Here is a 25,738-nt window from a genome sequence, read left to right as displayed (position 1 = left end):
CTTGAATCCCCAGAGTCTGACGGATCTTCAACGGTCAGACCTTGGCTGCTAAAGATTTCAAGTATTCAGTATTAACCCGTGACTCTCGGGTTAAAGCAATCTTGCCAGTTCGAGCAATTTCTTGGATCCCGAACTTGTTCAGCATTTGGACAATGGCCACCATCTTGCCTGGATCGCCTGAAACCTCAATGGTGAGGGCATCTTCGGAAACATCCACAACTTTAGCTCGGAAAATTTGGACGATCTCTACAATCTCGGATCGTAGAGAAGCGGCTGCGTTGACTTTAATCAACATCAACTCGCGTTCCACACAAGGGACTTCAGTAATATCCTGAACCTTGAGGACATTGATTAGCTTATAGAGCTGTTTGGTGAGCTGCTCAATGCTGCGATCATCACCGGGGACGACCATCGTAATGCGAGAGACCCCAATTTGCTCGGCAGGTCCAACGGCTAGACTTTCGATGTTAAATCCTCGTCGGGCAAAGAGTCCGGCGATACGAGTGAGAACGCCAGCTTCGTCTTCTACTAAGACGGATAGTGTATGTTTCATGATTTGATTGAGCCCCAACTTGGGGTGGTGTAATGGCCTGATTATGCGATCAAATCTAGGCGCAGTGCAACTGTTCTGGCTGTGGCCTACTCAGGGGGAAGTGAGAGGCGAGCCACTCTAGAAGAATGGGGTTGAGTCGGTCTGGACATTCGTCATGGGGGCAATGCCCGGCATTTGCTAACTCTACCAGCTGTATCCGAGGATTGCAGCAGGCAAAGAGCGGCCCCAACTTGGGTGGGATCATGACATCTTGTTGACCCCAAACCAATAGAGTCGGAATGGTTAATTGAGGCAGCATCTCCTTCGCCGTATGTTTCGGTATTTGGGGCTTGGACATGGTGTTGACCATGGCTCGGAGGGCATCTACGGCGCCCTGATCATAAGCAGGACTAGAAAGGATATCCACTAGATCATCTTCAACGGAAGTGGTATCGATATAGGCCTTCTTGACCCAGGAGCGAATAATCTTCGGTTGACGAATGAATCGAAAAAATGGGTTGAAGACTAGGGGAGAAGTGAAAAAGGCTTTGGCTAATGCGGCCACTGGGTTGAGGGCTAGTTTCAAGGGTGCGATCGCAGGTTTGACCCATGAAGGATTTTCCAATACCGACGTATCTGGCAGAGTTAACATTGCTAGGCCCGCTACCATCTCTGGGTACAGGGCAGCGGCAGTGAGACTGACCAATGATCCTAGAGAGTTCCCCACTAAAATCATCGGAGTGCGGATATAGGTTTGCCAGAAATCATGAACCTGTTCCACCCACAGTGTCACTAAATAATCTGTAGAAACTTTCTCGGACGCCCCAAACCCTAATAAATCTAGAGCGTAGACCGTTCGGTCTTGGGCAAATACCGGTACATTGAATCGCCAATGGCCAATCGAGGCACCGAACCCATGCAATAACAGCATAGGGGGCTGATTCGTCTTCTGTGTTCCGCGCATAAAGGTATAGCGAATTTGCCATCCCCGCCAAGCCCAGTCTCGCTGGTGCCCGATTTGTTGTTGCCAAGTTCTGGTTGTACTCAATCCGATTGCCTATCTTACTGCCGACTTAATTCTAGTGATACCCCTACTGATCAGAGGGCCGTTCATCTTCTGCTGCAGGATCAGCATGGTCTAAGAACTGAAAATTGACTTTGCCCTGCTTATCCGTCACTTTGACCATCACTTTGCCCTGGTCATCATTCCCCTCCTGGACGTCGCATTCAAAGGTGTCTCCTTGGCGAGCAATTTTGAACTTGCCATCACAAGAGGCTTTGACTTTGCTTAAGCGCTCATCTTGGAAGGTTTTCTCAATATTCTCTTCAATCACCCCTAAATTGACGAGGCCCGTCTGGACAGACCATGAAATATCACCTTGGTCATCTTTTAAGGTGACTTGGGTTTTGAGAATATTCCCCTCTAGAGCATAGATATCGCAAACAAATTTTTTGCCTACTTTGCTCTCAATATCTTGGGGACATTTCACCGAGTGCACCGCAATTTCAGTTTTGCGTTCAAATTCCTTGTGAATTCGGCGACCCACCTCATCCCCATCCACAATGGGTGCACAGGCTAGGAGCACACTGGGGAGAAGGAGTAGACTATACCCTCGCAAATATTGCAAGCAATGATTTCTGTTCACAGGATTTTGGCGTAAGGATGGGACTTCAAAAGACTATGAGTGCTGTTGGGTCTATAAGTTTCAGAGGCTGGGCTGCAGCCCAGCCTAGGATTAAACCCCCTGGTTCATCAGGGGCAGACCCTTAACTTGTGGGGATAAATTTTAGGGCCGCAGAGTTCATGCAATATCTTAGGCCTGTGGGTTGAGGACCATCATTAAAAACATGACCTAGATGGGCATCGCAGGCTGCACAGAGCACCTCAGTTCGGACCATAAACAAACTGCGATCTGACTTTTCCTGGACATGAGTTTTGTCTGCAGGTGCCCAAAAGCTAGGCCAGCCAGTTCCGGAATCAAACTTAGTGTCGGATTTGAATAAGTCTGTACCGCAACAAACACATTGATAGGTGCCTGCTGTCTTCAGGTCATGATATTCCCCGGTAAAGGCCCGCTCCGTCCCATGGTGACGGGTCACCCGAAATTGTTCTGGAGTGAGTTGGGCTTCCCATTCCTGTTCTGTTTTCTGTACTTTTTCCATAAATTTTGTGTTGAGTCAGAAGGGCAATCTTGCGTGGATAAGTGATATCAGGAGAAACATAAGCAGCCGCCACCATTGAGCTGACAACCATGCTGCTTATCTAAATCCTAACGTTACTTTTTCCATCTTTGGGTCTGGTTGGTGGTGATTTCCCCAGGGTATGGCGGATAACCGATATCGCGAGTCCATGCAACCCAATCGGTGTGATGACTAACATCTTGGACTAGCGCCCCTTCCTGGGATGCCGAAGGCTATATTTTGAGGGAAATTCAGCTGAATCTAACTTTCTCTGTTCAAAATCGGGAGATTGTAGAGGCCGAATGCAGCAAATGAGCCTTTGATGCAGGATCGGAGATGAAGTGTGGGGATCTAAAGCAAATCCTAAATTATGAAGTTAAGGGGGGTCTTCTAGTGCTGCACAGCACAAACATGATTAACATTGAATGATAATAATCTGAGCACAGCTCTCAAGTGCGATTGAGGCTGACCGTTTATTCCTGGTACTTTCTTCCTTTAGTGCAATGACCAGCAATCCTTCAGCCCAAGTTCATGGTTCTTCTAGCGAACTGTCTCTCGATGCTATCGACTTACAAGATCGCTGCGAGTTAAGCAATCGCACCGGTATGGATAGCGAAACCCTTAAACGGGCTTTCCTCAATAATCTTTTCTATGTACAGGGCAAGTTTCCTGCCCTGGCGACGACCAATGACTACTATATGGCGTTGGCCTATACCGTCAGAGATCGTCTCTTACAACGGTGGATCAATACGGCAGCTACCTATACCGAGCTAGGGTCTCGGACTGTCGCCTATTTCTCTGCGGAATTTCTAATGGGACCGCATTTGGGCAATAACCTCATCAACCTCGGGATTTATGACCAAGTTGAGCAAGGCATGGCGGAATTAGGCCTCAGCTTGGATGCACTGCAAGAAGAAGAAGAAGAGCCAGGCCTTGGAAATGGCGGTTTAGGCCGTTTAGCCGCCTGTTATTTGGATTCCCTCGCCACGTTGGATATTCCCTCTCTGGGGTATGGCATTCGCTATGAATTTGGCATTTTTGATCAAGATATTCGCGATGGCTGGCAAGTAGAACGCACTGATAAGTGGTTAAGTGCAGGCAACCCCTGGGAAATTGCCCGGCCAGAATGGTCCGTAGAAATTAAATTGGGCGGCCACACCGAACATTACACAGATGATCATGGTATCTACCGTTCACGCTGGGTGCCAGATCAAGTCGTTAAAGGGATTCCCTACGACACTCCTATCTTGGGTTATCAAACTAATACTGCGAACACCCTGCGTTTATGGACGGCAGAAGCACCTGAATCCTTCGACTTTAGGTCCTTTAACTCCGGTGACTATTTGGGAGCGGTTTACGAAAAAATGATCTCGGAAAATATTTCCAAGGTCCTTTACCCCAATGATGATTCTTCTCAAGGCAAGCAACTCCGTCTGACCCAGCAATTCTTCTTCGTTTCCTGTTCGTTGCAGGATATGATTCGCATTCTGCATGGCCAGAACTTACCCCTAGAAAATTTCCACAAGAAATTTGCCGTTCAGCTGAATGACACTCACCCCGCTATCTCAGTGGTAGAACTGATGCGGCTATTGATCGATTACCACCAGCTGGATTGGGAGCAAGCCTGGGCCATTACCCATCAGACCTTTGCTTACACCAACCATACCCTCTTGCCTGAAGCCTTAGAACGTTGGCCCATCGAGCTATTTGGTTCATTGTTACCTCGCCATTTGGAACTCATTTATGAGATTAATCAGCGCTTCTTGGATGAGGTGCGGATTAAGTTTCCGGATGATGAAGAGCGCATGATTCGCATGTCTCTAATTGATGAAAGTGGTGAGCGGTATGTACGGATGGCTCACCTGGCTTGTGTCGGTAGCCATGCCATCAATGGGGTTGCCGCGCTACATACGGAGCTGCTGCAAAAAGACGTGCTTCGGGATTTCTATGAAATGTATCCCCACAAGTTCACCAATAAAACGAATGGGGTGACGCCACGTCGGTTTATGGTTCTCAGTAATCCCCAGCTTAGTAAGCTGATTACCAGTAAAATTGGCGATTCCTGGATTAAAAAGCTGAATGAACTGCAGCAGTTAGAGCAATTTGTGGATGATGCAGGCTTTCAAGTCGAGTGGCGGCGTATCAAGCAGCATAGCAAGACCGAGCTAGCGACATACATCCAAAATAATAACAACATCACCGTTGACCCGGATTCTTTGTTTGATATTCAGGCGAAACGCTTCCATGAGTACAAGCGGCAGCATTTGAGCTTGCTCCATATCGTTACCCTCTATAACCGGATTAAGGCTAATCCTGAAATGGAGATTACGCCTCGTACGTTTATTTTTGGGGGTAAAGCGGCTCCGGGCTATTTTATGGCCAAGCTCATCATCAAGCTGATTAACTCCGTGGGAAATGTGGTTAACCGCGATCCTGATGTGCGAGGCCGACTAAAGGTGGTCTTTTTGAAAGACTACAATGTCAAACTGGCCCAGCGCATTTACCCTGCTGCCGATTTGTCGGAGCAGATTTCTACCGCTGGAAAAGAAGCCTCCGGAACAGGCAATATGAAATTTGCCCTGAATGGTGCCCTTACCGTTGGTACCTTAGATGGGGCTAACGTGGAAATTCGGGAAGAAGTGGGTGAAGACAACTTCTTCTTATTCGGCCTGACGACGGAAGAAGTCTATCACAAGCGGGCTCATGGGTATCGTTCTCGGGACTATTACCATACCAACGCTGAGCTGAAGCTGGCGATTGACCGGATTGCTTCTGGGTTCTTCTCTCAGGGAGATGCGGAGCTGTTCCGACCCTTGGTGGATGATCTGCTGAATCAGGACCAATACTTCCTCTGTGCCGACTATGCTTCCTATATTGCCTGTCAAGATCAGGTGGCTGCGGTGTATAAGGATCAGGAAAAATGGACTCGCATGTCGATTTTGAATGCGGCCCGTATGGGTAAGTTTTCTTCGGATCGCTCGATTGATGACTATTGTCGAGATATCTGGAAGATTGAGCCTGTTAACGTTGAACTGCGTCAATGTTAGGAATAAGCGCCTAAATCATGGACAGTTTAGAGCAACTGGTTCAAGGGAAGGCACTGACTAAACATCAAATTGCTGAATTAGGCCAATGGATGTTGTCTGAACCAGATCGGTCAGCAGCTTTTGGCCTGACTCCAGGGTCGGTAGAAGAAACGATTCACCAGTTTGCCCAGCTCCTCCCCCGGATCTATCCCGAGGTGGAGGAGTTTTGGTGCGGAGACTGTCAAATTTCCACTTCACCGCTACAGACCCTCTGGCGGGTATGGATGCCGTTAGCCTTGCAGCTGGCAGAGGCTAGACGGAAACTCAATCGCCCTTTGATTCAAGGCATTTTGGGGATGCAAGGGGCTGGAAAAACAACCCTGACCACGGTGCTGCAGATCCTTCTTGAGCAGCTAGGCTACTCATGTTGCTGTCTGTCCATTGATGATCTCTATAAGACCTATGGCGAGCGCCAACAGCTGCAGGTAGAAGATCCTCGACTGAAATGGCGAGGACCACCGGGAACCCATGATGTCGATTTAGGCATTCAAATTCTGGATCAGGTGCGAGCAAATGAGGCTGATACTCATCTGCAAGTGCCTCGATTTGATAAGTCGGCCTATGGAGGGCAAGGCGATCGCAGTGGGTTTGAAACGGTGCCGACCGCCGATATTGTGTTATTTGAGGGCTGGTTTGTGGGGGCACAGCCCATTCCACCTGATGTCTTTGAGCAAGCCCCTTCCCCCATTGATACGGCAGTAGATTGCCAGTTCGCGGTGGAGATGAATCAACGTCTGCAGGACTATTTGCCGTTGTGGGACCGTCTCGATCGTTTGATGGTGCTGAACTTAGCGGATTACCAGCTCAGTAAGCAGTGGCGGAAAGAAGCAGAACATAAAGCGATCGCATCTGGTAACGCCGGGATGAGTGATGGGGAAATCGATGAATTTGTGGATTACTTTTGGAAAGCGCTGCATCCAGAGCTATTTGTAAAACCGTTGTCCACTCAGGAAACCGGAGCAGATCTGGTGATTACAGTGAATGCAGATCACACCTTAGGCGATATTTATCAACCGGCTCGCCGGTATTGGGACACCCCTCTTGCATGAACTTTTTAGCCCATCTCTACCTGGCTCAGCCGACGGTTGAACATCGACTAGGCAACTTACTCGCAGACTTCATTAAAGGGACGGTCCGCCAGGAGTTCTCCGTGGAGATGCAGGCCGGAATGAAACACCATCAACAGATTGATAGTTTTACGGATCGACATTCGGTGGTTCGCCATAGCAAACGTCTGATCAGTCCTGCCCATCGCCGCATGGCAGGTATCCTGGTGGATATCTTTTACGATCACCACCTAGCTTGTCATTGGTCAGAGTACAGTGATGTGCCATTGGCAACGTTTACACACGATGTCTACCGCTCATTTCAAACCTATTCTGGCTGGCTACCGGCAGAGATTCACGCTCTTTTAGATCGGATAGCTACGGAAGATTGGCTGACCCAATACCAGACCATTGAGGGCATCGAAAATACCTTGTCTCGCTTATCTCGTAGAATCAGCCACCGTTGGCAACGTTCTGTGAATTTATGTCCTGCTATGGAAGATTGGATGGCCCATTACCCCACCTTTACCCAGGACTTTTCGCAATTTTTCCCAGATATGATTCAACATTGCCACACCCTGGATTAGGTGGGGAGTAAAGACCGCTGACATTGGGGGCAGATGGCATGAATCGATAGTTGACAGTCCAATAAGTGGAAGCCTGATTTTTTGGCGGTCTTAGAGCCAATTTTCAGAACGGAGTCACTTTTAAACTCAATGGTTTTATTGCATTTGACGCAAATTAGGTGGTGATGATGGTAAGGATAGGGCTGATTCAACTCATAGTGCTTATGACCTTCAGCAAATTCTAATTCTCGCAAGATTCCCATGCGAGCCATTAATTTAACCGTTCGATAAATGGTCGACAAACTAATGGGCTCACCCTGTTCTTCCAGGAGATTGTATAAATCTTCAGCGCTTAAATGCTTCCCTTTTTGCAGGTCTTGAAACACATTGAGGATCGTTTCTCTTTGAGGAGTAAGACGCCATCCTCGGTCATTCAGTTCTGCTTTGAGTGAGTTGGAACTGTACATAGTCTTTTCTCAAGAACATGAGCTTATTGAAAGTCTAAACTAATGATGTGTCTGATGGCAACAAGAAGATTCTATTGAGAAAAGTAAAGTGAATCGGTTAATGCAGGGGGAGACTGTAACTCCATACTTTGAAGCGTGGCTCAGCCCATTAGCCCTGAACACAAGAAAGAGGATCGCTTAGCGATCCTCTTAGGGTGATCTTGGCAATTTTTAACGAAATAATCGTTATGCAAACGCTTCTAGGAAGTCACGGATGCGATTACGACGCTTGGGCTGTCGCAGTTTCTGTAAGGCTTTAGATTCGATTTGGCGGACCCGCTCGCGGGATAAATCTAAGGACTTACCAATTTGGGCGAGGGAATGGGTTTTGCCATCATTAAGGCCAAATCGCATGGTGATTACATCTCGCTCCCGAGGGGTTAAGTCGGCGAGGAGCTGCTTGAGTTCATGCTGTAAGGACTCTCGCATGATCAGCTCTTCAGGAGAGATATCATCCGTTTCCAGCAGGTCGCCCAATTCAGTATCTTTGTCCTTACCAACTTTGATCTCCAGGGAGACAGAGCGGGGGACCCGGACTAGGAGTTCCCGAATTTGCTCCGGGGTCATATCCATTTCCTGGGCAATGTCCTCAATGCTGGCGGTTCGCCCTTTGCTTTGGGACAGTTTGCGCTGAGCCTTCTTGATTTTGTTCAGCTTTTCGGTGATGTGGACCGGGAGTCGGATGGTGCGGCTTTGGGTTGCGATCGCACGAGTGATTCCTTGTCGAATCCACCAGTAGGCATAGGTACTAAAGCGATACCCTTTAGTGGGGTCAAACTTTTCTACCGCCCGTTCTAGGCCTAAAGTGCCTTCTTGAATTAAGTCTAGAAGTTCTAAGCCTCGGTTTTGGTATTTCTTGGCAACAGAGACGACCAAGCGCAGGTTGGCTTGAATCATATGCTCTTTGGCTTTAATGCCGTGCTTGACCATTTGGTCTAGCTCCGCAGTAGATAATTCTGCCTTTTCGGCCCAGGCCGTTTTGCCTTCGGCCAGTCGAGGTTTTAGCTCTTCTACTGGAATATCAGCTTCCTTGGCCCAGCGTTTGAAAGAGGGGCGATGCCCCAACATGGCGGTCAGCCGAGCACGGACATCCGTTAAGCGTGCATACTCAGCAATAACCGGATGACTCTCTAATAATTCTTCTCGCGTTTCCAGCAGATGCATATAGCGTTGCACCTTCTGGGCTTCAGCGACTTCTTCATCTCGCTCTAATAGGTTTACTCGGCCAATTTCTTGCAAGTATAACCGCACCAAATCCGTCGTTCCGCGACGGTTGGCAGCAGAAATGGGAGTCATCTTCAGAGCGGCAAGATCTTCAGAAGCATCATCATCTAATTCAGCGCTTGGATCAAAATCTACTTCCTCAGGTTCATTGGAATTTTGGTCAAGGTCACGACTGTTCCCTTGACCGTCATAAACGGCATGAATGACTTCTGCTTTTTGCGGAATTGCCGACATCTAAGATCACCTCTAACAGGTTAAAGCGAAAACAGCTCCCTTCCTCTATAGTTCCCAAAAAATAAGACTTTCAAGCATATGAAGAGTTCTAGTTTTGGCTGTAAACTAAACAGAGAAGACACCTCTAAGCGATTTTTTCGCCGCGACCAAATAATTGTTTTTTGTTTGGAAGACAGAAGAAATTACAACAATTTCTCAGGGGTGTATTCTCATACAATATGTTTTCTTCCAAGTGCTTGCAGTGACTGAGGTCAATTCGATCTGGCAACTTGCATCACATTTGTTTTATTCACTTGGCTTAAATCACCTATGATGCGCTCCTTTGTTTTACCCTCAACGTTTCTGCTGACCTTATTGCTGATGGTGGGGTTATTCTTCTTCATTCGCGCCTCGGTGAAAGATCGCATAGAGGAGCTGCAATGGCTGTCTACCCAGCCAGAAGAAACCGTGCTGAAGACAGTTGAAGACCACCTGACGAATCGGTCCTATCGGCTAGCGGCTTTGGACAAAGAATTGGATCAAGTCACCTTTGAAGGGATGGTGCGGCCCAGCGTTGTAATGGCCTGTTTCCTAACGGCACTGATGCTAACGGCAACCCTCTGCTTAAGCCTAGTGTTTAGCATTCTCTTCCCCACCGTTGGTTTGGGCTTTACGGTGATCACGGTCATCTCACCGATAGCAGGCTGGTTCTACTGGCAAAGAGCGCAACGGCCAGAGCAGGTTAGACTCAAGGTCGAATCGGTGGAGTCCTCGACTGCTGACGCAGAGCCCCAAACCCTACTTACCGTCATTGCCCACCGGGATGAAATCACGGCAATGCGCCCGACCCTGAAAACTTTTGGCGTTATTGCACCGTAGCGACCGCTCGCTGCCTCAGGAGTAGCCCTAATTCAATCTAGTATCGAGACATCAGTTTACTAGTACCGCCGATTGCGAGACTGTCTCCATTCTTGCGGATGACATGCGTAAATATTTGATGGGCAATGTGTCACCTAAACAGATGCGCTTCGCCTGGTGGGCTTTCGTTAAAGTTGGAGCTGACTAGCCATCTCCTGGTCCTCTATCTGTTGGACGGATATCTTCGTGCTTGTCCGACATCATTGAAGGATCGCATTAATCGCTGGTGCTAGCGTTCATCTAAAATGCTGCTGTTTTCATGGATCGGCCTCAACGTTTTTGTGGGGACAAAGCCCGGATTAAGGCCAATACCTTGAAGGCTCTTTTCCCATGGGTGGAGATATCGTAGAGAGTCTTGACTCAAGAAGAGGTGTTGAATATGAATGGGGGTTTCACCAGCATCCTGAACTCGGCCGCCAGCCATAGGGAAACGTCCTGCAGTATTGCGGGTGGCTAACTATCTGTTGGTTCAATCAATGCTGAATGAAAACTGTGTCGCTATTCGTCTTCCCAGGTTTCCACTTCTAGGAAGCTGGCGATTGGATCTTGCATCGAAAATTCAAAGTCGATTAACTCATCTTTTAGATGTGTCCATTTATCGGGAAACAACAACCCAACTTTCCATAGGCTATCGGTTGGCTTGAGTTTTTGAGAATTGACTAACGACTGCACTTGGCGCTGCAGTTTACCCATTGGGTGCAGAACCGCCGGAGTCATGGTGGTATTTGTCATAGATGAATTGTAGAAAGATTAAACGGATTGCTAATAGTGCAAACACTAAAAACAGCTACGTTGCGTTGTCTAAGAGGTGTTATGCAACCGGCTGCTTGAATTCGCTCATCATCCTAACACATGCTTATGAATTTCTTGGTAGTCAGATTATTGATTTTTTCCTTAATAATCATGTTATTCATAAGTTCCTCAAGGCAGGGAACGCAATGCGAGTTGGCATTATTGGCTGTGGTGTAGTGGGGGCAGCAATTGCCTTTGAACTGAGCCAGACCCATCAGGTCACGGTTTGGGATGCGCGAGGGGAGCATCAATGGCAGGCGACAGGGGCCGCCCTAGGCGTGTTGATGGCGGCGATTACCCCCAAAGCTCAAGGGGAAACATCTCCAGTTACGCCTGGACAGTCTAAAGCGCTACGAAACCCTCATACCCGAACTGGAAGCTATCACTCAAACATCCTTGTCCTATAACCGCCAAGGCATTCTACGCCTGTGTTTTGATGGCGATGAGCTGAATCGGTGGTATAAGACTCAGCAAGTCCGGGCAAAACAGGGATTTCACCTGGATATTTTGGATCGAGAACAGCTATTTCAGGCCTATCCCCATTTGCGCACAGCCCATCTGTGGGAATCTAAAGTGCCAACGGTAGGTGCCATTTATTCGCCGCAGGATCGCCAAATTAATCCCGTTGCTTTATCGGCTGCGTTGATCGCGGCTGCTCAAAAGCAGGGAGCCAAGTTTTATTTCAATGCTCCGGTTACTGAATTTAAATCTTTGGCAGAGAATGATCTCCCCCACCTGACCCAGGTTTGTACGGCAACCGCAAGCGATGCAGTGGATTGGGTGATTTTAGCGGCTGGATTAGGAACAATGCCCCTGACGACGACCCTTAAACAGACTGTGCCGATTTATCCTGTATTGGGCCAAGGATTACACCTGCGCCGCCAAACCCCTCTTGCTGACCCTATGCCGGTCGTGAATGGTGATCAGGTCCATATTGTGCCGATCAATGCTTCTGAGGTGTGGGTGGGGGCTACGGTGGAGTTTCCGGCAGAAGTGGGGGCTGCAGTAGAGGCGGATCCAGCGCAAATGTATGAGCTGCATCAGCGTGGGATCGCATTAGATGAATCCTTAGCCCATGCCAGTATTCTGAGAACCTGGTCTGGGTTGCGTCCTCGGCCTCATGAACGGCCTGCTCCCATCATTGAACGGCTACCTGGCTATGACAATGTGGTGGTGGCTAGCGGGCATTATCGCAATGGTGTTTTATTAGCTCCCATTACGGCCCAAAAAGTGCGACAGTTGATATCGAACTAAAGTGAGTTCTTGATTTATGCCCTTCCCCCGAGCTAGTGGCCTTCTCCTGCATCCTACGTCTTTCCCTGGTCGATTTGGAGTCGGTGACTTAGGGCCAGAAGCCTACCGATTTGTTGATTTTATGGCCAAGAGTGGCCAGCAACTTTGGCAGGTATTGCCTTTGGGGCCAACGGGGTTCGGTAACTCTCCCTATATGTGCTACTCAGCCATGGCGGGCAATCCTTTATTAATTAGTCTTGAGCAACTGCAAGAGCAGGAATTGCTGCAAGAAGAAGACCTAGAGCTAGGGGTCGGCTTTCGGCCCGAGACGATTGCCTACGAGCAGGTTCTCCCCATGAAGCTCGGTCTGCTGCGGCGGGCCTATGACAACTTTAAGGCTGGGGTCTTTCCAGAACTCGCCGTCGCCTTTCGAGATTTTTGTCAAACTCGGGTCTGGTTAGAAGATCTTGCCTTATTTATGGCCCTCAAAGATGCTCATTGGGGAGCGGCTTGGAATACGTGGCCCCAAGAGATTGCCCAACGGCAACCCGCTGCCATGGCCCATTGGCGACAAAAGCTGCAGTCTGATGTGGAGATGCATAAGTTTTGGCAGTTTCAGTTTTTTCAGCAATGGTCCAATTTGAAGAAGTATGCCAACGATAACGGCATTCAGATTATTGGTGATATTCCCATTTATGTGGCTCACAATAGTGCAGATGTTTGGGCCAATCCTGAACAATTTTTCTTAGATCCAGCAACAGGCGAACCGGCGCTGATGGCTGGGGTGCCACCAGATTATTTTAGTGATACGGGGCAGCTATGGGGTAATCCCATTTACCAATGGGAGCGGATGAAACATCAAGGCTTCAAATGGTGGATTCAGCGTTTCCGCACCATGCTGGACTATGTGGATCTGATCCGTGTGGATCACTTCCGGGGCTTTCGAGCCTTTTGGCAGGTCAAGCAAGGGGAAACCACTGCCATGAACGGAGAGTGGATCAAAGCCCCTGGAGATGAGCTATTCGAAGCCCTCAGAGATGAACTGGGCAATCTGCCGATACTGGCCGAGGACTTGGGCATCATTACCCCCGATGTGGAAGAGCTGCGGGATAAGTTTGAATTTCCCGGCATGAAGATTCTCCACTTCGCTTTTGGCTCTGGTTCTGGCAATCCGTACCTGCCCTTTAACCATGTGCAGAATTGCCTGGTTTATACCGGCACCCATGACAACAACACGACAGTGGGCTGGTTTCAAGATATGCCTGACCATGAGCGGGTGTTTGTGGAAGGCTATATGGGCGGTTTTTCAGAGGAGGGCATTCACTGGGATTTAATGCGACTGGCTTTGAGTTCCGTTGCCAACCAGGTGATTATCCCGGTGCAAGATCTGTTGGGGTTAGGAACCGAGGCCCGGATGAACTTACCCAGCACGTCGGGGGGGAACTGGGCTTGGCGGTATCGTTCGGGTGGATTGACGGATGCGATCGCAGAACGGTTACTGCAACTCACTGACACCTATGGTCGTGCTCCCGTCAAAACAGATGACTCCTGGGATTAGTGGTGCGTAAGAATCTCGGAACTTTGAGGTCTTGAGTTTGACGCTCTGGAAGCAGCTAGGCTGATCCAGGGCTGAAGTTTTTATGCCAAACCTAGGCGAGATCGAACCGTAGAGAGTGGTTCTGACCAATAGTCTTCGAGGGGATGGGCGATGATGCAAGCTGCTTGCTGTCCAAGTTTATGACTTTGCTGCTCGATGGCACGTAGTTGTCGGTATTGGTGTGGAATAACCAGAGGATATAAGTAATGGGCCAGCCAGGCTGCTGTCTTATAGCTGGGACCATAGTGCTGAGCATCGACAAAAGCCCATACCCCCATTTCTCCGACAAGGCTGGTGTCATATCCTAACAGCACATGAAACACATCATGGAGGAGGGTATAGCGCAGTCCCAAGGATTGGTTTGGCAATTTAGCTATGATGTCTTCGCTAATCTCCAATGGGGTTAGATGGCATTCATCCATATGCTGGGCATAGATTCGTCCAAAGGTTCCTTCAGGTAGGGGTCTTAAGGCTGCCAAGTCAATTTTGGGAAAGCAGATTGTTAATCTAGAGAGCTTCTCAGCAATCTCTGGATAAGCTTTAGTGCCTAATATTGCAGACTTGTAAGCAGCAACGTCCCCCAATTTACCTTGGCGATAGGCTTGTACGGCTAAGAAGAAAAAGGAGAACCGCTGGCTAGAGGTTAGTAGATGACTGCTATCCATTTCTTCAAACTTCATGATCGAACAATAGCAATAGACGCACCCTTAATTCGAGATTGGAGCAGTTCTACATGACAATCGCCGAAAATGGCTGCCTCGACCATGCGGTGATAATCTGCGACGGACCATAGATAGTCAATCGGTTAAGTCAGGGGTGAGCGTGAAGGCGTCATATGCTGGATGACTATGTCCTGTCACTATTGTATCGAGGGTAAGAAAGTCTTCAACTTCGGACTCAGATATGTCTTGGGAATGACGTTTGTTGTGGAAGAGGATAGTACGTCTTATCTACTAAACGTAGTTTTCTCGGTGTGGAAAACGTAATATAAACCAAGTATTAGGTCACAGGCTAGGTCAGGGAGTTTGTAATACCAATTTGTGTTTTGGGATGTAATTTAGATAGGATCTAATCCTATGTTCATTCCATAAGTATATGAGTCGAGTTAGTACAGTTAAACCGCATCTAACAGTGGATGAGGTGAAAGACAAAATTGCCACGGCTCCGACTGCCCGCTGTCAGCAAAAATGGATGATTATTTATAACGCCCTGGTAGATCCTCGCCCAGCTATCGAAATAGCCACGCATACTGCAACTAGTCTTCGAACGGTCCATCAGGTGATTTCCGCTTACAATCGCCTAGGAGCAGCAGCAATTGCTCCTAGGGCTAAACGGAAGAAGAATCCCGGTGCTTATCTGAGTATTGAGGAAGAGATTGAATTTTTAGAATCGTTTATTGAACGTGCTCAACAAGGTCATTTAACAACGGTTCAAGAGATCCAAACGGCCTTTGAGACTAAAGTGGAGACGTCAGTGGCACCCAGTACTATCTATCGTTTGCTAGACCGACACGGATGGCGCAAATTCATGCCTCGTCCGTCCTATCCCAATGGGAACAAAGCGGCACGAGAGGCTTTTAAAAAAACTTTCGGGGGCTGGTCCAAACTGCTGTAGCAGATCGCTCAGCCGAAGACCAACGTCCCATTGTGATCATGGCAGCAGACGAAGGGCGCTTTGGTCGTCTAGGACAAGTAAGAAGAGCTTGGTGTGCTCCTGGAATTCGACCCGAAAGTGGGCAGCAGCTTGTCCGTGAATATCTCTATGGCTATGTTGCTGTTGCTCCTGCGTTAGGAAAGATGAGTGCTTTAGTCTTACCCTTTTCCAATACTCAGATGATGAACTTATTCCTAGCACAAGTGGCGGATGAATTTTCAGACTATTTTGTGGTGATGCAGGTCGATGGAGCGTCTTACCACACCAGAAAGAAGCTCGTCATTCCAGACAATATACGCTTGATTGTTCAGCCTCCTCGAAGTCCACAACTCAATGCTGTAGAGCATATCTGGGAGGAGATGAAAGAAAAGCACTTCTACAATCAGGTTTTTGATTCTTTAGATGAGGTATCCGATACCTTGTGCAAGGGACTCAAAGAACTCATGGATTTACCCGATAGGCTGACTTCTATGACCAATTTTCCTCATATGAGAATTACGATTTAAAACGCAAATTGGTATAAGGTGGCATAGATTACCTGAGAATAACCGATGTTTCGCCCATAAACATCCTTCATTATTACACCGATAGATATATTAGACCTCTTGCATAATTGAGCTAACGATATGGTGATGAACTAAAGATCTAAGTCAGAATGCAGCATAAATTTAATCAATAACATATCGCGAAACGAATATTGCAAGAGGTCTATTGGAAATGCTTTCCCTATCTTATTTACAGGCAAGTAACTATAAGTTTGCATGTCGGGAATTTTCTTAATACTTAAGTCTGTATGTTTTGATGCTGGTGTAGGGAATACTAATATTTCAGAAGTAAATAGATTGCTCACTTGTTTTATGCCAAGAGGAAATCAACCTTCTAATTATAGTCATACTAGACCTCTTGCATAATTCAGCTAACGATATGGTAGCGGACTCAAAATCCAAGGCAGGTCGCAGTATTTATTGAGTAAGTACTTTATGAAACTAAAATTGCAAGAAGTCTACTGACTTGTACATAAATCAAAAGTAATTAATTTCGCTAACTTCAAGCCTAGTTAAGATGCAAAATCATACTAGTCATTAGGTTTTTTATCCACTCTTTTTGATCTTTATTCAGAAGTTACTATATAAAAAAACTAATTATAATGGCACAAGCAGATTCATTTTCCTTGCTTCAAGTAATTGCTACAAGTTCAGCAACATTCATTACTTCTGGGATAGGAGGTGCTTTATTTCAAAAGTGGCTTACAAGATCTAAGCCATCAATAAGTATTACCTCTGTTGGATTTGAGGTTCCTGAAGAACTGATTCGGTTGCCAGAATCCTTGCAAATAAGGTCAGACGAAAATGCTTGGGTTAGAAAGTTTAAAAATTATGAAGAGTCTGAGGATTTACTAAAGTTTCATGAAGAGGCTCAAACTATTACTGAGCAACTAAGAAATGCTTTAGAATTGGCGCAAACGTGGCTACAGGAAAATGAAGGAAAAGATATAAGTTCGGCAATAGCTCTTGCCGAACTTAAAAAGCATCCATACTTTGAGGATGTAATAATTGGAAGTCTTATTTTAGGAGGGATTAAACGCGCTGAAATCAGCAATCCACCTGTTGTCCTAGAACAGGCAAGTGAAGTTTATGAAGATCTCTTCGAAACTAAAGAGATGGATGAAATGATATCTATCGATCTTGGCAAGAAAAGAGTTCAATTTTCTTTTGATAATATGTTTTCAAAGCAAAAGATGCAGGTTGAAACTCTCGCAAAGTCTTTTGCTAAGGGTATATACGGGAATTTGGCTTATTACACAAAGGAATTCATTGCAGGTGCCAATAGAGACATCAATAGGCTACAGCAATTGAGCAAAGAACTAGAAAGTGTACTGCTTCCTAGATTGAGGCTCTCGATTGGACTGTCTGTATATAACTCAGGCAAGTCCTCGACAGTTTTATATCCGTATGTAGGCCTAAAAATATTAGATCAAGCTTTTGAGGATAGATCATTTTTGCTTGCAATTAAGCGAGTACAAAAACCAGGAGCTTTTGAGATCAAAAACTTATTTCCTATGTTGAAAGAGAGAGGAGAGAGAGGTAAAGATATTGTTGTCAGTGGTCTCTTACCTGAAACAAGTACTAGCCCATATATTGATATCCCACCTGAAAAATTCAAAGAATTGAAACTAGTTGCAACTGAACCTATTGGTGGTGACGATATCAGCATAGTGAAAGAAATATATTCGACAGGCCTTTTAACCTGTCAAGTCGTATACTCTAGACGGCTAAGATATTAACTTCTTTAAAAGACTGAAACTTGAGTGATAGAAGGCTTGTTAGTTTCGCCTTGTGCTCTCCATTGCATTGATCAATGCAATGTTGAATGGCCCCTTTGAAAGAGTGAAAATCGGCATAATACTTCGAGTAGAGACATTCCTTGCGCACAAAGCGCCAAAGCCGCTCAATCAAATTCAAATGGGGGTGAATAGGAGGGCAAATAGACTAACTCAATATCGACGATCTCAGCAAAGTCAGTCACCAGCTGGCATTTTTGATATCGGGCATTGTCTAAAATGACGCTGATGGGTATGACTGGGTCGAGTAGTGCCAGCTTGGCTAGCAACAGACACATGCTATGAGAGTTGATGTAGGTGTGGTTGGTGATACTGGTGACTTCTTTGGTGACAGCGTTGAGTGCACCCAGAACATTGAATCGTTGACGGCCAGAAGGAGACGGGATGAAGATCCGACGAAGGCACCAGAGAAACCCCAGATAAGCCCGGTGAACAAAATGAGCAGCATCCACAAAAAAGACAAGACGCTCTTGGCGTTGAGCTTCCTCTAATAAGGGTTCAAGGCGAGTTTGTCGAAACTGCTCTTGCTCCTCAATTTTCTCGGGCAGACTCGACTTTCCCGGCACATACCCCACTTTTCGATAGCGACAACCAATGCGCTTGAGGAAGGCTTTGATCTGGGTTGGAGAACGCTTAATGCCTGTCAATTGTTCAATGACTGCTTGGGCTTCTGCACTGGTGCGGGGCGGGTGGTGCTCAAAGTAGGCTCTCACACTATCGCTATGAGCATTGAGTGAACTAGGTTGACCTTTGTATTCCAGGGTCTTCAGTCCTTCAATTCCGCCTTGTTGATACTGACGAAGGGTTTTAGCTAAGGTCGGACGACTAATCTGACAAAGCTGACAAATCTGGGCATGGGGAAGACCCTGACTTTTCAAGTAGAGCACTTCCATCCGTCGCTGCACCCGTGGGTGAGGATGATGATAGCGTTCGTAGTTGAGGTGTTGGATTTCCTCTGCGGTGAAATCAATTTTAATCATGCAAGTAAGAGAGTAGGTGGGGGATACTCCCAGTGTGCCAAATCTCTCCGCTACTATGTTAAGTCACAAGTCGTCTGCAGTATAGCTATGACGGTAGATAAAAAAGCGATTTGGTCATTGCCAGCTATTTTCGGAGACAAAATTAATGATGAGGATTCCTTGAAATTAAAAAACCTAGTCGTTGGCAAGGCTCATAGAAGAAGTAAGTTTAGAGGGGCGTAAGCACAGAATCGGGGATGCATGGCTCAAAGAAAAACGGGTCAAGGACAATAGATCCTGTACCCGAATCAAAAACTTGTCATGAGCCTACCATCGCAATTGCCAACCGTACTAGAGCATCACGAATTTCTAGAACAGGCCGAAGCACTCTGTCTGAGTCAGATGGTTTATATCGTTCTGCAAATGGGTTTGTTTTTGGCTCGATGGCTTCTGGAGGATGAACTCTCACGGCGAGCAAAAACAGTATTGGAATGGCCGAGGTGTCCCACCTGCGGAACCCGCTTGCACTCGAAGGGATGGGAATCTCGTCAGATGCAGACACTGGTGGGAAATATTGCCTGAAAGCGACGGGTGGGTCGTTGTCCCAACAGGTGTCCAGGTAGTCTATCCGCTCCTTTGGATCAATCCATTGGGATTACCTCCTATCAGCACAGCAGTGAAGAATTGGTTCGTCTAGGCTGCTTGTTCAGTTTATTTATGCCCTATGAACTGGCCAGTTGGATGCTGAGTCAGTGGAGTGGTTTATCCGTCAGCTCATCAAGCTTGTGGAATTGGGTGCAAGTCATGGGCAACAAAGCTTATCAGGAGCTAGAGACTCAACTCAAAGCTCAAGCATCAGGTGACCAGGCTCCTTGTGAAGCGATTTCAGCGGTGTTGTCTGCTCTACCTTTGGCCATTGCTGCTGACGGTGTGATGGTGCCCTTTCGCCCCACCCCGAAAACCCCCAAGGGAAAAATCCAGTGGCGAGAAGTCAAAGTCGCTATCTTAGCCCGCCTAGGAACACGGGTCACCCGAGCACAAAAGCGTGTCCCCCAACTACTGCGTCGAAGACTGGTGGCAGTATTGGGCGATATCGACCAGTTCATCCCCTTACTGCACCTCGAAGCCCGCAAACAAGACTTTGAATCGGCCCCAAGCATCATCTGGTTGAGTGATGGGGGGCGAGGCTTCTGGCGAGTCTACCGCACCTTGTTCTCTCACTGTGCTGTGGCAGTTCTCGATTTCTTTCATGCAGCAGGCCATCTTGCACGAGCAACAAAAGCGATGTTTGGGGATGCTCGCTCTGCTCAAGCCCAAGCCTGGCTCCGGCGCTGGCGACACCAATTGCGACATGGGCAACACCTATTAGTATTGCGGTCCTTGACGATGTTGATTCACTCACAATTGTTTACGGGCAAATCTTTTACGACGTTGCTCCAGGTACAGGCTTATTTCCAGCGCCATCTGCGACACATCCAATATCGCCACTTTGAACAACTACAGATACCGCTGGGGTCAGGAATGGTCGAAAGTGCTTGTAAGTGGCTGATTCAACAGCGCTTTAAGGGGGTTGGTATGCGCTGGAGCGAGGATGGTTTCAATCATCTACTCATGCTGCGGCTTGCCTGGGTCAATCAACGGTTTGACTCCCTATTCCCAGGGGTAACCATTCCGAAGTCTAAGGCATCCCCGATCCATTAGTTACGCCCAGTTTAGAGCTGTTGTACGTAAGTAAATATGGGCGTTCGCTTCTCTAAGAAGTATTGATAACAGCATAATGTAGGTTAATCCTGGTCATTGAAGAGTGTCAGTATAACGATCTAAATACAGCGGACGCTCGCAAGTGTCTGGCGTTTGACCTTTACTCGGAAAAGTGGACAGTTGCAGAGTGGTTTCTCAGCTAGCTTGCCTACCGAGTAGTTGGAGCAAGCGGTTTTCCCGTGCCAGACTTAACGGCAGCTATTCCTCAGGGTGTGAACTACAAATTTCCATGAGCATAGGTCTGACCGATTCTCACCCGATTCTCTGCGTCTTTTAATCTCTTCTTCCAGTAGTTCCCATGGGGATCGAGCTACCCTGTAGTGAACGCATTGTGACTCTCATTATTTAGAGCAAATTCCTTATGCCCCAGCAACAATTTGGACTGATTGGCCTCGCAGTTATGGGGGAAAATCTAGCCCTCAACGTTGAGCGCAATGGCTTTCCCATCGCCGTCTACAATCGGACGCGAGCAAAAACCGATGCCTTTATGGCAGAGCGGGCCCAAGGACGACAAGTGGTCGCCGCATATACACCTGAAGAATTAGTGGCGTCTCTCGCCCGGCCTCGACGCATTTTGATCATGGTCAAAGCTGGTGCACCAGTGGATGCTGTGATTCAGCAGCTCAAGCCCATGCTGGAGCCGGGAGATGTGCTGATTGATGGCGGCAACTCCCTGTATGGAGATACCGTACGGCGCACGGAAGAGTTAGAAGCAGTTGGCCTGCGCTTTATCGGCATGGGCGTTAGCGGCGGTGAAGAAGGAGCGCTCAACGGTCCTAGTCTCATGCCGGGTGGCACAGAAGCAGCCTATAAAGACCTATCTCCCATCCTGACGAAAATGGCTGCTCAAGTAGATGATGGCCCCTGTGTGACCTACATCGGTCCGGGAGGTGCAGGGCACTACGTCAAAATGGTTCATAACGGCATTGAATATGGCGATATGCAGCTGATTGCCGAAGCCTATGACCTGCTCAAAAATGTTCTAGGACTGAGTCATACAGAACTGCATGAGGTATTTAGTGAGTGGAACACCACGGATGAACTGAATTCCTTTTTGGTGGAAATTACAGCTGAAATTTTCACCTATGTTGATCCAGGTACCCAGCAGCCTCTGGTCGAGCTGATTTTGGATAAGGCAGGCCAAAAAGGTACTGGGCGCTGGACTGTGATGAGTGCGTTGGAATTAGGCGTACCCATTCCGACGATTACGGCAGCTGTGAATGCCCGCATTACCTCATCTTTTAAGGATGAGCGGGTCAAGGCAGCTGAAATTCTGACGGGGCCAACCGCGACCTTTAGCGGCGACAAGCAAGCCTTTATTGGCAAAGTTCGGGACGCCCTCTATTGCTCTAAGATCTGCTCCTATGCTCAGGGCATGGCCTTGATGAGTGCGGCTTCCAAAGAGTTCAACTTCAATTTGAATTTAAGTGAAATCTCTCGCATTTGGAAAGGCGGCTGTATTATTCGCGCCGGCTTCTTGGACAAGATCAAGTCAGCCTTTGCTGATGATCCAGCCTTGGCAAATCTACTGCTTGCCCCTGAGTTTCGGCAGACCATTTTGGATCGTCAGCAGGCCTGGCGGGAAGTGATGGCTACTGCAGCTCAGTTGGGGATTCCAGTCCCAGCCTTTAGTGCTTCTTTGGATTACTTTGATAGCTATCGCCGCGATCGCTTGCCCCAAAACCTGACTCAGGCCCAGCGCGATTTCTTTGGTGCTCATACCTATGAGCGCATTGATAAGGAAGGAACGTTCCATACAGAATGGACCGCTATTAATGAGTCCAACAGCTAGTTTCCCAAGCTGGATTCTTGTGGGATAAGCTGGAACTGCCGTGCTAGCGCGGCAGTTCTCGGTGCAGGGTGGCTATGGCGAAGCGTGCATTAAAGATTTTGGGTGGTGGCGTTGCGATCGCAGTTCTCGCATTGGGAATTGGCTGGTTGAGTCGCAATGGCATTATTGAGTCAGCCCTAGAAGGAGCGATTAAAGACACGACGGGCGTGAGTACGGATGTAGAGGGACTCAACTTTCAGCCCTTCGCTGGGGATTTGACCATTAAAGCCATTACCCTCAAAAATCCTGAGGGATTTTCCACGCCTCATCTGATTAAAGTCCAAAATTTAGATTTAGATTTTCAGCTTTCCAACCTTTGGCAAGATCAGGTGGATATTGAATCCCTGACCGTCAATGGATTGGATCTGAAGGTGGAGCAACAGATTCCAGACAATAATTTAGTGAAAGTGGTTGATACCCTGCAAGAAAAGGAGCAGCCCGAAAGCAGCGGCAACGAGAAGGTCGTTAAGATTGGTCGCCTCAGTATCCGTAATATCAAAGCTTCGATTAAAGTCAGTGCCATTGGTGATTTTGGCATCGAAGAGGATCTTGATATCAGCGATATTGAGCTAACGGACGTGACTTCTAAGAATGCCGAGGGGAAATTGTCGGTTGCGATCGCAAATGCCGTAACCACTGCTTTACTCGAAAAAATTCCTCAAGATGGCTTTCCCATCAAGCTTGATGGCGATAATCCCCTCAAGGACTTACCCATTGATGATATTCCCTTTGATATTGAAGATCTGATTCCCTAGGTCAGCCGTTTGCCCAGAGATCGATGAACTGATGTAAGGCAGCCTGACCTGCGTTGGCGTTATTTCATAAAGGAATCCCAGAGTAGTTTCTGTCAGCCCCTGGAAAGTGCTAGCTTATCTGGCGGTAACGCAATGGCTTACGCCTGAAATAATTGACTAACCTGATCAGAGGGCATGGGTTTGCCTGTGTAATATCCTTGTACAAAATCGACCCCACAGTGCTGAACTAACTGTAGCTGGGACAAGCTTTCAATCCCTTCTGCCACCACAGAAAATCCTAAGTCATGACAGAGCTTCACACTAGCTTCCAGTAACACTTGTCCCCGCTGCCTTTCCCCTTCAGGAGCGATGACCAGTTTGCGATCTAATTTGACCGAATCTGCTTCTAGAGAAACTAAGGTTGTGAGGGAAGAATAGCCTGCCCCAAAATCATCAATTGAAACTTGATGTCCAGCAGATCGAAGGTCACGAACCACTGATGCTAAAGATTGCACTTCCGAAGTGTAAGTATGTTCGGTAATTTCTAGTTCAAAATAAATCCCTTCTTGTCTGGCTTGAGCAATCAAAGTCTGCACAGAGGGCGGATCTAATAAAAAATCTTTATCCAGGTTAATACTAATCTGAGGAAATCGTTGACCCTCCCCTCGCCACTGTTTGATCTGGTCAAAAACAAGCGACAACACTTTTTGATCCACAGCCTTAGATAGACCCTGTTGGTAGAGGATCGGCAAAAACGTAGGGGGGACAATTTTACCCGCTGCATTTTGGAACCGCAGCAACGTTTCTAAGCCAACGAGTGCTTCCGATTGGGCATCTACCTTAGGCTGAAAATAGAGGAGAAACTGCCCGCCTTTGAGTTGCTGTAGTAAGCGTTGGACTTCTTCCATTCCTTGGACTTGATCCATTTTCTGAGTCATAAACCGTCGCTCTTCTTGGCGATTGATTTCTGTATTCACAAATTGGTAGGCATCACCATGTAAGAGCTTGCGAAGATTACGTGGAGTATTCGACTGTTGCTTTGCCAGAACTAGAAATGGATAGTAGATACTAATATCGATAACGATACAAAGGAACTGGGTCAGTACCGCCCCTCCCGATCCTCCAGAGGCCGCATAGGCACTATATAAGGGAGGAGACATCCAGTTTATGGCAGTCGCACTAATGGTGAATGCTCCCCAGTGAATTGCAGTCAGCGCAATAGCCATATTGACCAGCGGAGCTAACAGAAACGGTGCCAGAAAGAGTGGATTTAGAATAATCGGAAGTCCGAACAATAAAATCTCATTCACATTGAAGAGTGCGAATGGCAGACTCAGCTGCGCAATGGATTTGAATTGGGTAGATCCGGGTAGAAAAAGAATCGCCAATGGTACGACAAAAGTGGAGCCAGACCCTCCAATATTCATAAACACATCATGTAAAACTTTGAAGTGAATACTGCCAGCTTCAGATGATGGAATCGCATTCAAAATTCGAAATAGACCGTCGGCACTATACTCGCCATGAATCCCGAAAAACCAAGAAAGTTGAGAAATTAGCTTAAATAGAATGACTTCTTGGGTGGCTTGCAGTTTAGGTAGGATTTCGAATAAAAAACTGAAAAGACCAGCCTTAAAAAACAGCCTAAATCCTTGACCGATTAACTCAAAACACAACACTGTTAAAAGACCTGGAATCAGGAGGTTCAGCGTTCTTTGGAGGGCTGGACTCACCTCAGATCGACCTCTAAAAAATTGCAGAGCAGAGAATCGACTGAAGTAATGGAGTAGTGTGACTGCTACCAGTGTGGCTGGAATACTGGTGAGCACTGAACCTTGAAACGAGAGGATTTGGCCTGTCGAATCGATAAATAAGAAGCCCGACACGCGCAAGAAACAAACGCCTGAAATCAGAACAGTACTGACCTGATCCAGCTCTTTCTCCTTTGCCATTAGGGTGCTCAGGGAAATGTTGAGAAAAAACGGGACTAAAAAGAAATAGAGTCGGCTGACTTCATTCCCGTTGATGAAACCCTCTGCTACCACACCCTGAGATGCCAGCAGGCCAGACAGACCTGACAGCAAAACGATAATATTCATCACTAAGACGACAGGCAAGAGGGATGTAAATGCCTCTCGCAATAACAGCAGGGTCTTAGAGTGAACAAGACGAGTCAGGTACATGGATGAACAACAAATACAGGTAAAAGCTTTTTGGAGTGGGGTTAAAGCCGCTCTAAATGGTTGGATGCCTAGCATCATGATCTCAAGCGTCAGAGCTATTTTATGTTAAACGTATAAAAAAGATGACCTGACACATGAAGAATTTAGAAACTTAGATATTAACCATCTGTAAGCGAACGTATCAAGGTTTTTAAGCAAGTTCTGGAGAGCATTTTCGGTCGTCATTGAAAAAAAATAAAACAGTCAGTAGATGGTAACTGGGCGTTATTGCTTCACCTCAGACAAAGCGATCAGCCTTTGCCAGTTACCGAGTGATTGCAATTACTCGGTTTGGAAGTGCCATGAAGGCATTGTTGTGAGCTGCATCTGACTTTGCAAGGGT

22 protein-coding genes and 2 pseudogenes are annotated in these 25,738 nt (G+C 47.2%); 13 read left to right on the top strand and 11 right to left on the bottom strand.

Features of this window, described 5'->3' with window-relative positions:
* Positions 1 to 34 precede the first annotated feature (34 nt).
* From ilvN to msrB, 4 genes are all read right to left on the bottom strand, one after another.
* The gene (gene ilvN, locus HRE53_RS08520) at positions 35 to 553 is read right to left on the bottom strand and encodes an acetolactate synthase small subunit (RefSeq protein WP_212663055.1); all 519 of its coding nucleotides are present in this window, start codon (positions 551 to 553) and stop codon (positions 35 to 37) included.
* Positions 554 to 608: 55 nt separating this feature from the next.
* Positions 609 to 1,580, bottom strand: coding sequence for an alpha/beta fold hydrolase (locus HRE53_RS08515; protein ID WP_235109986.1), 972 nt, complete (start codon positions 1,578 to 1,580; stop codon positions 609 to 611).
* A 43-nt stretch (positions 1,581 to 1,623) separates the two neighbouring features.
* On the bottom strand, positions 1,624 to 2,178 hold the full coding sequence (locus HRE53_RS08510; protein WP_235109985.1) for a DUF4333 domain-containing protein: 555 nt from the start codon (positions 2,176 to 2,178) through the stop codon (positions 1,624 to 1,626).
* Between the two features lie 121 nt (positions 2,179 to 2,299).
* Positions 2,300 to 2,695, bottom strand: a complete 396-nt coding sequence (gene msrB / locus HRE53_RS08505) for a peptide-methionine (R)-S-oxide reductase MsrB (protein WP_212663053.1) — start codon at positions 2,693 to 2,695, stop codon at positions 2,300 to 2,302.
* Positions 2,696 to 3,216: 521 nt separating this feature from the next.
* On the opposite strand from msrB, the gene HRE53_RS08500 reads away from it, so the two are divergent.
* From HRE53_RS08500 to HRE53_RS08490, 3 genes are read left to right on the top strand one after another with little or no spacing between them, the layout of a single operon-like run.
* Entirely contained in the window at positions 3,217 to 5,760 is a 2,544-nt protein-coding gene (locus HRE53_RS08500) for a glycogen/starch/alpha-glucan phosphorylase (protein WP_315874850.1), read from the top strand.
* 17 nt (positions 5,761 to 5,777) lie between these two features.
* Entirely contained in the window at positions 5,778 to 6,848 is a 1,071-nt protein-coding gene (locus HRE53_RS08495) for a glycerate kinase (RefSeq protein ID WP_235109984.1), read from the top strand.
* Positions 6,845 to 7,432 carry an ACP phosphodiesterase gene (locus tag HRE53_RS08490; RefSeq protein ID WP_235109983.1) on the top strand — a complete coding sequence of 196 codons (588 nt, stop codon included), beginning with the start codon at positions 6,845 to 6,847 and terminating at the stop codon, positions 7,430 to 7,432. Before HRE53_RS08495 ends, HRE53_RS08490 begins: the two co-directional genes overlap by 4 nt.
* Here the strand turns inward: HRE53_RS08490 and HRE53_RS08485 are convergent.
* Together HRE53_RS08485 and sigC are read right to left on the bottom strand one after the other, a co-directional pair.
* Positions 7,429 to 7,878, bottom strand: a complete 450-nt coding sequence (locus tag HRE53_RS08485; protein WP_212663050.1) for a Fur family transcriptional regulator — start codon at positions 7,876 to 7,878, stop codon at positions 7,429 to 7,431. The two genes, HRE53_RS08490 and HRE53_RS08485, sit on opposite strands and share 4 nt — an antisense overlap.
* Positions 7,879 to 8,103: 225 nt before the next feature.
* Complete coding sequence (gene sigC, locus HRE53_RS08480; protein WP_212663049.1) at positions 8,104 to 9,375, bottom strand: RNA polymerase sigma factor SigC; 1,272 nt, start codon at positions 9,373 to 9,375, stop codon at positions 8,104 to 8,106.
* A 309-nt stretch (positions 9,376 to 9,684) separates the two neighbouring features.
* Here sigC and HRE53_RS08475 point away from each other — a divergent pair, with 309 nt between their 5' ends.
* Positions 9,685 to 10,233 carry a cofactor assembly of complex C subunit B gene (locus tag HRE53_RS08475; RefSeq protein ID WP_235109982.1) on the top strand — a complete coding sequence of 183 codons (549 nt, stop codon included), beginning with the start codon at positions 9,685 to 9,687 and terminating at the stop codon, positions 10,231 to 10,233.
* 268 nt (positions 10,234 to 10,501) lie between these two features.
* Here the strand turns inward: HRE53_RS08475 and HRE53_RS08470 are convergent, their stop codons facing one another.
* Together HRE53_RS08470 and HRE53_RS08465 are read right to left on the bottom strand one after the other, a co-directional pair.
* A complete protein-coding gene (locus HRE53_RS08470; protein WP_235109980.1) occupies positions 10,502 to 10,696 on the bottom strand; it encodes a hypothetical protein in 195 nt (64 codons plus the stop codon).
* 74 nt (positions 10,697 to 10,770) lie between these two features.
* Entirely contained in the window at positions 10,771 to 10,989 is a 219-nt protein-coding gene (locus HRE53_RS08465; RefSeq protein ID WP_212666385.1) for a DUF4327 family protein, read from the bottom strand.
* A gap of 221 nt (positions 10,990 to 11,210) precedes the next feature.
* Between HRE53_RS08465 and HRE53_RS08460 the strand changes: the two genes are divergently transcribed.
* Genes HRE53_RS08460 through malQ form a run of 3 tightly spaced genes read left to right on the top strand, consistent with a single transcriptional unit; the run spans position 11,211 to position 13,855 of the window.
* Positions 11,211 to 11,471 carry an FAD-dependent oxidoreductase gene (locus HRE53_RS08460; RefSeq protein WP_235109978.1) on the top strand — a complete coding sequence of 87 codons (261 nt, stop codon included), beginning with the start codon at positions 11,211 to 11,213 and terminating at the stop codon, positions 11,469 to 11,471.
* Entirely contained in the window at positions 11,398 to 12,318 is a 921-nt protein-coding gene (locus tag HRE53_RS08455; RefSeq protein ID WP_315876572.1) for an FAD-dependent oxidoreductase, read from the top strand. Before HRE53_RS08460 ends, HRE53_RS08455 begins: the two co-directional genes overlap by 74 nt.
* A gap of 16 nt (positions 12,319 to 12,334) precedes the next feature.
* Positions 12,335 to 13,855, top strand: a complete 1,521-nt coding sequence (malQ, locus tag HRE53_RS08450) for a 4-alpha-glucanotransferase (RefSeq protein ID WP_212663046.1) — start codon at positions 12,335 to 12,337, stop codon at positions 13,853 to 13,855.
* An 80-nt stretch (positions 13,856 to 13,935) separates the two neighbouring features.
* Here the strand turns inward: malQ and HRE53_RS08445 are convergent, their stop codons facing one another.
* Positions 13,936 to 14,574: a Coq4 family protein gene (locus HRE53_RS08445; RefSeq protein ID WP_235109977.1), complete on the bottom strand. Its 639-nt coding sequence runs from the start codon at positions 14,572 to 14,574 to the stop codon at positions 13,936 to 13,938.
* A gap of 415 nt (positions 14,575 to 14,989) precedes the next feature.
* Between HRE53_RS08445 and HRE53_RS08440 the strand changes: the two genes are divergently transcribed.
* From HRE53_RS08440 to HRE53_RS08430, 3 genes are all read left to right on the top strand, one after another.
* Complete coding sequence (locus tag HRE53_RS08440) at positions 14,990 to 15,508, top strand: winged helix-turn-helix domain-containing protein (protein ID WP_235109976.1); 519 nt, start codon at positions 14,990 to 14,992, stop codon at positions 15,506 to 15,508.
* Positions 15,490 to 16,053 carry an IS630 family transposase gene (locus HRE53_RS08435; RefSeq protein WP_255801478.1) on the top strand — a complete coding sequence of 188 codons (564 nt, stop codon included), beginning with the start codon at positions 15,490 to 15,492 and terminating at the stop codon, positions 16,051 to 16,053. The genes HRE53_RS08440 and HRE53_RS08435 overlap by 19 nt, the downstream gene beginning before the upstream one ends.
* A 641-nt stretch (positions 16,054 to 16,694) precedes the next feature.
* Positions 16,695 to 17,831 (top strand): hypothetical protein, encoded by a 1,137-nt coding sequence (locus HRE53_RS08430; protein WP_235109974.1) that lies wholly within the window; start codon positions 16,695 to 16,697, stop codon positions 17,829 to 17,831.
* Here HRE53_RS08430 and HRE53_RS08425 read toward each other — a convergent pair.
* Positions 17,812 to 18,868, bottom strand: a pseudogene (locus tag HRE53_RS08425) (IS630 family transposase). The gene HRE53_RS08430 and the pseudogene HRE53_RS08425 sit on opposite strands and share 20 nt — an antisense overlap.
* 300 nt (positions 18,869 to 19,168) lie before the next feature.
* Here HRE53_RS08425 and HRE53_RS08420 point away from each other — a divergent pair.
* From HRE53_RS08420 to HRE53_RS08410, 3 genes and pseudogenes are all read left to right on the top strand, one after another.
* A pseudogene (locus HRE53_RS08420) lies at positions 19,169 to 20,548 on the top strand (ISKra4 family transposase).
* Positions 20,549 to 20,969: 421 nt separating this feature from the next.
* The gene (gene gndA, locus HRE53_RS08415) at positions 20,970 to 22,400 is read left to right on the top strand and encodes an NADP-dependent phosphogluconate dehydrogenase (RefSeq protein ID WP_235109973.1); all 1,431 of its coding nucleotides are present in this window, start codon (positions 20,970 to 20,972) and stop codon (positions 22,398 to 22,400) included.
* Between the two features lie 74 nt (positions 22,401 to 22,474).
* Positions 22,475 to 23,194 (top strand): AsmA family protein, encoded by a 720-nt coding sequence (locus HRE53_RS08410; RefSeq protein ID WP_235109972.1) that lies wholly within the window; start codon positions 22,475 to 22,477, stop codon positions 23,192 to 23,194.
* A gap of 137 nt (positions 23,195 to 23,331) precedes the next feature.
* On the opposite strand, the gene HRE53_RS08405 is transcribed toward HRE53_RS08410, so the two are convergent.
* Positions 23,332 to 25,434, bottom strand: coding sequence for an EAL domain-containing protein (locus tag HRE53_RS08405; protein WP_235109971.1), 2,103 nt, complete (start codon positions 25,432 to 25,434; stop codon positions 23,332 to 23,334).
* Positions 25,435 to 25,738: the final 304 nt, after the last annotated feature.

Source organism: Acaryochloris sp. 'Moss Beach' (genome assembly GCF_021497025.1).
GTDB lineage: Bacteria > Cyanobacteriota > Cyanobacteriia > Thermosynechococcales > Thermosynechococcaceae > Acaryochloris > Acaryochloris marina_A.
The sequence above is the reverse complement of the archived record's forward strand: the minus strand, read 5'-3'. Positions and strand labels throughout refer to the sequence as shown.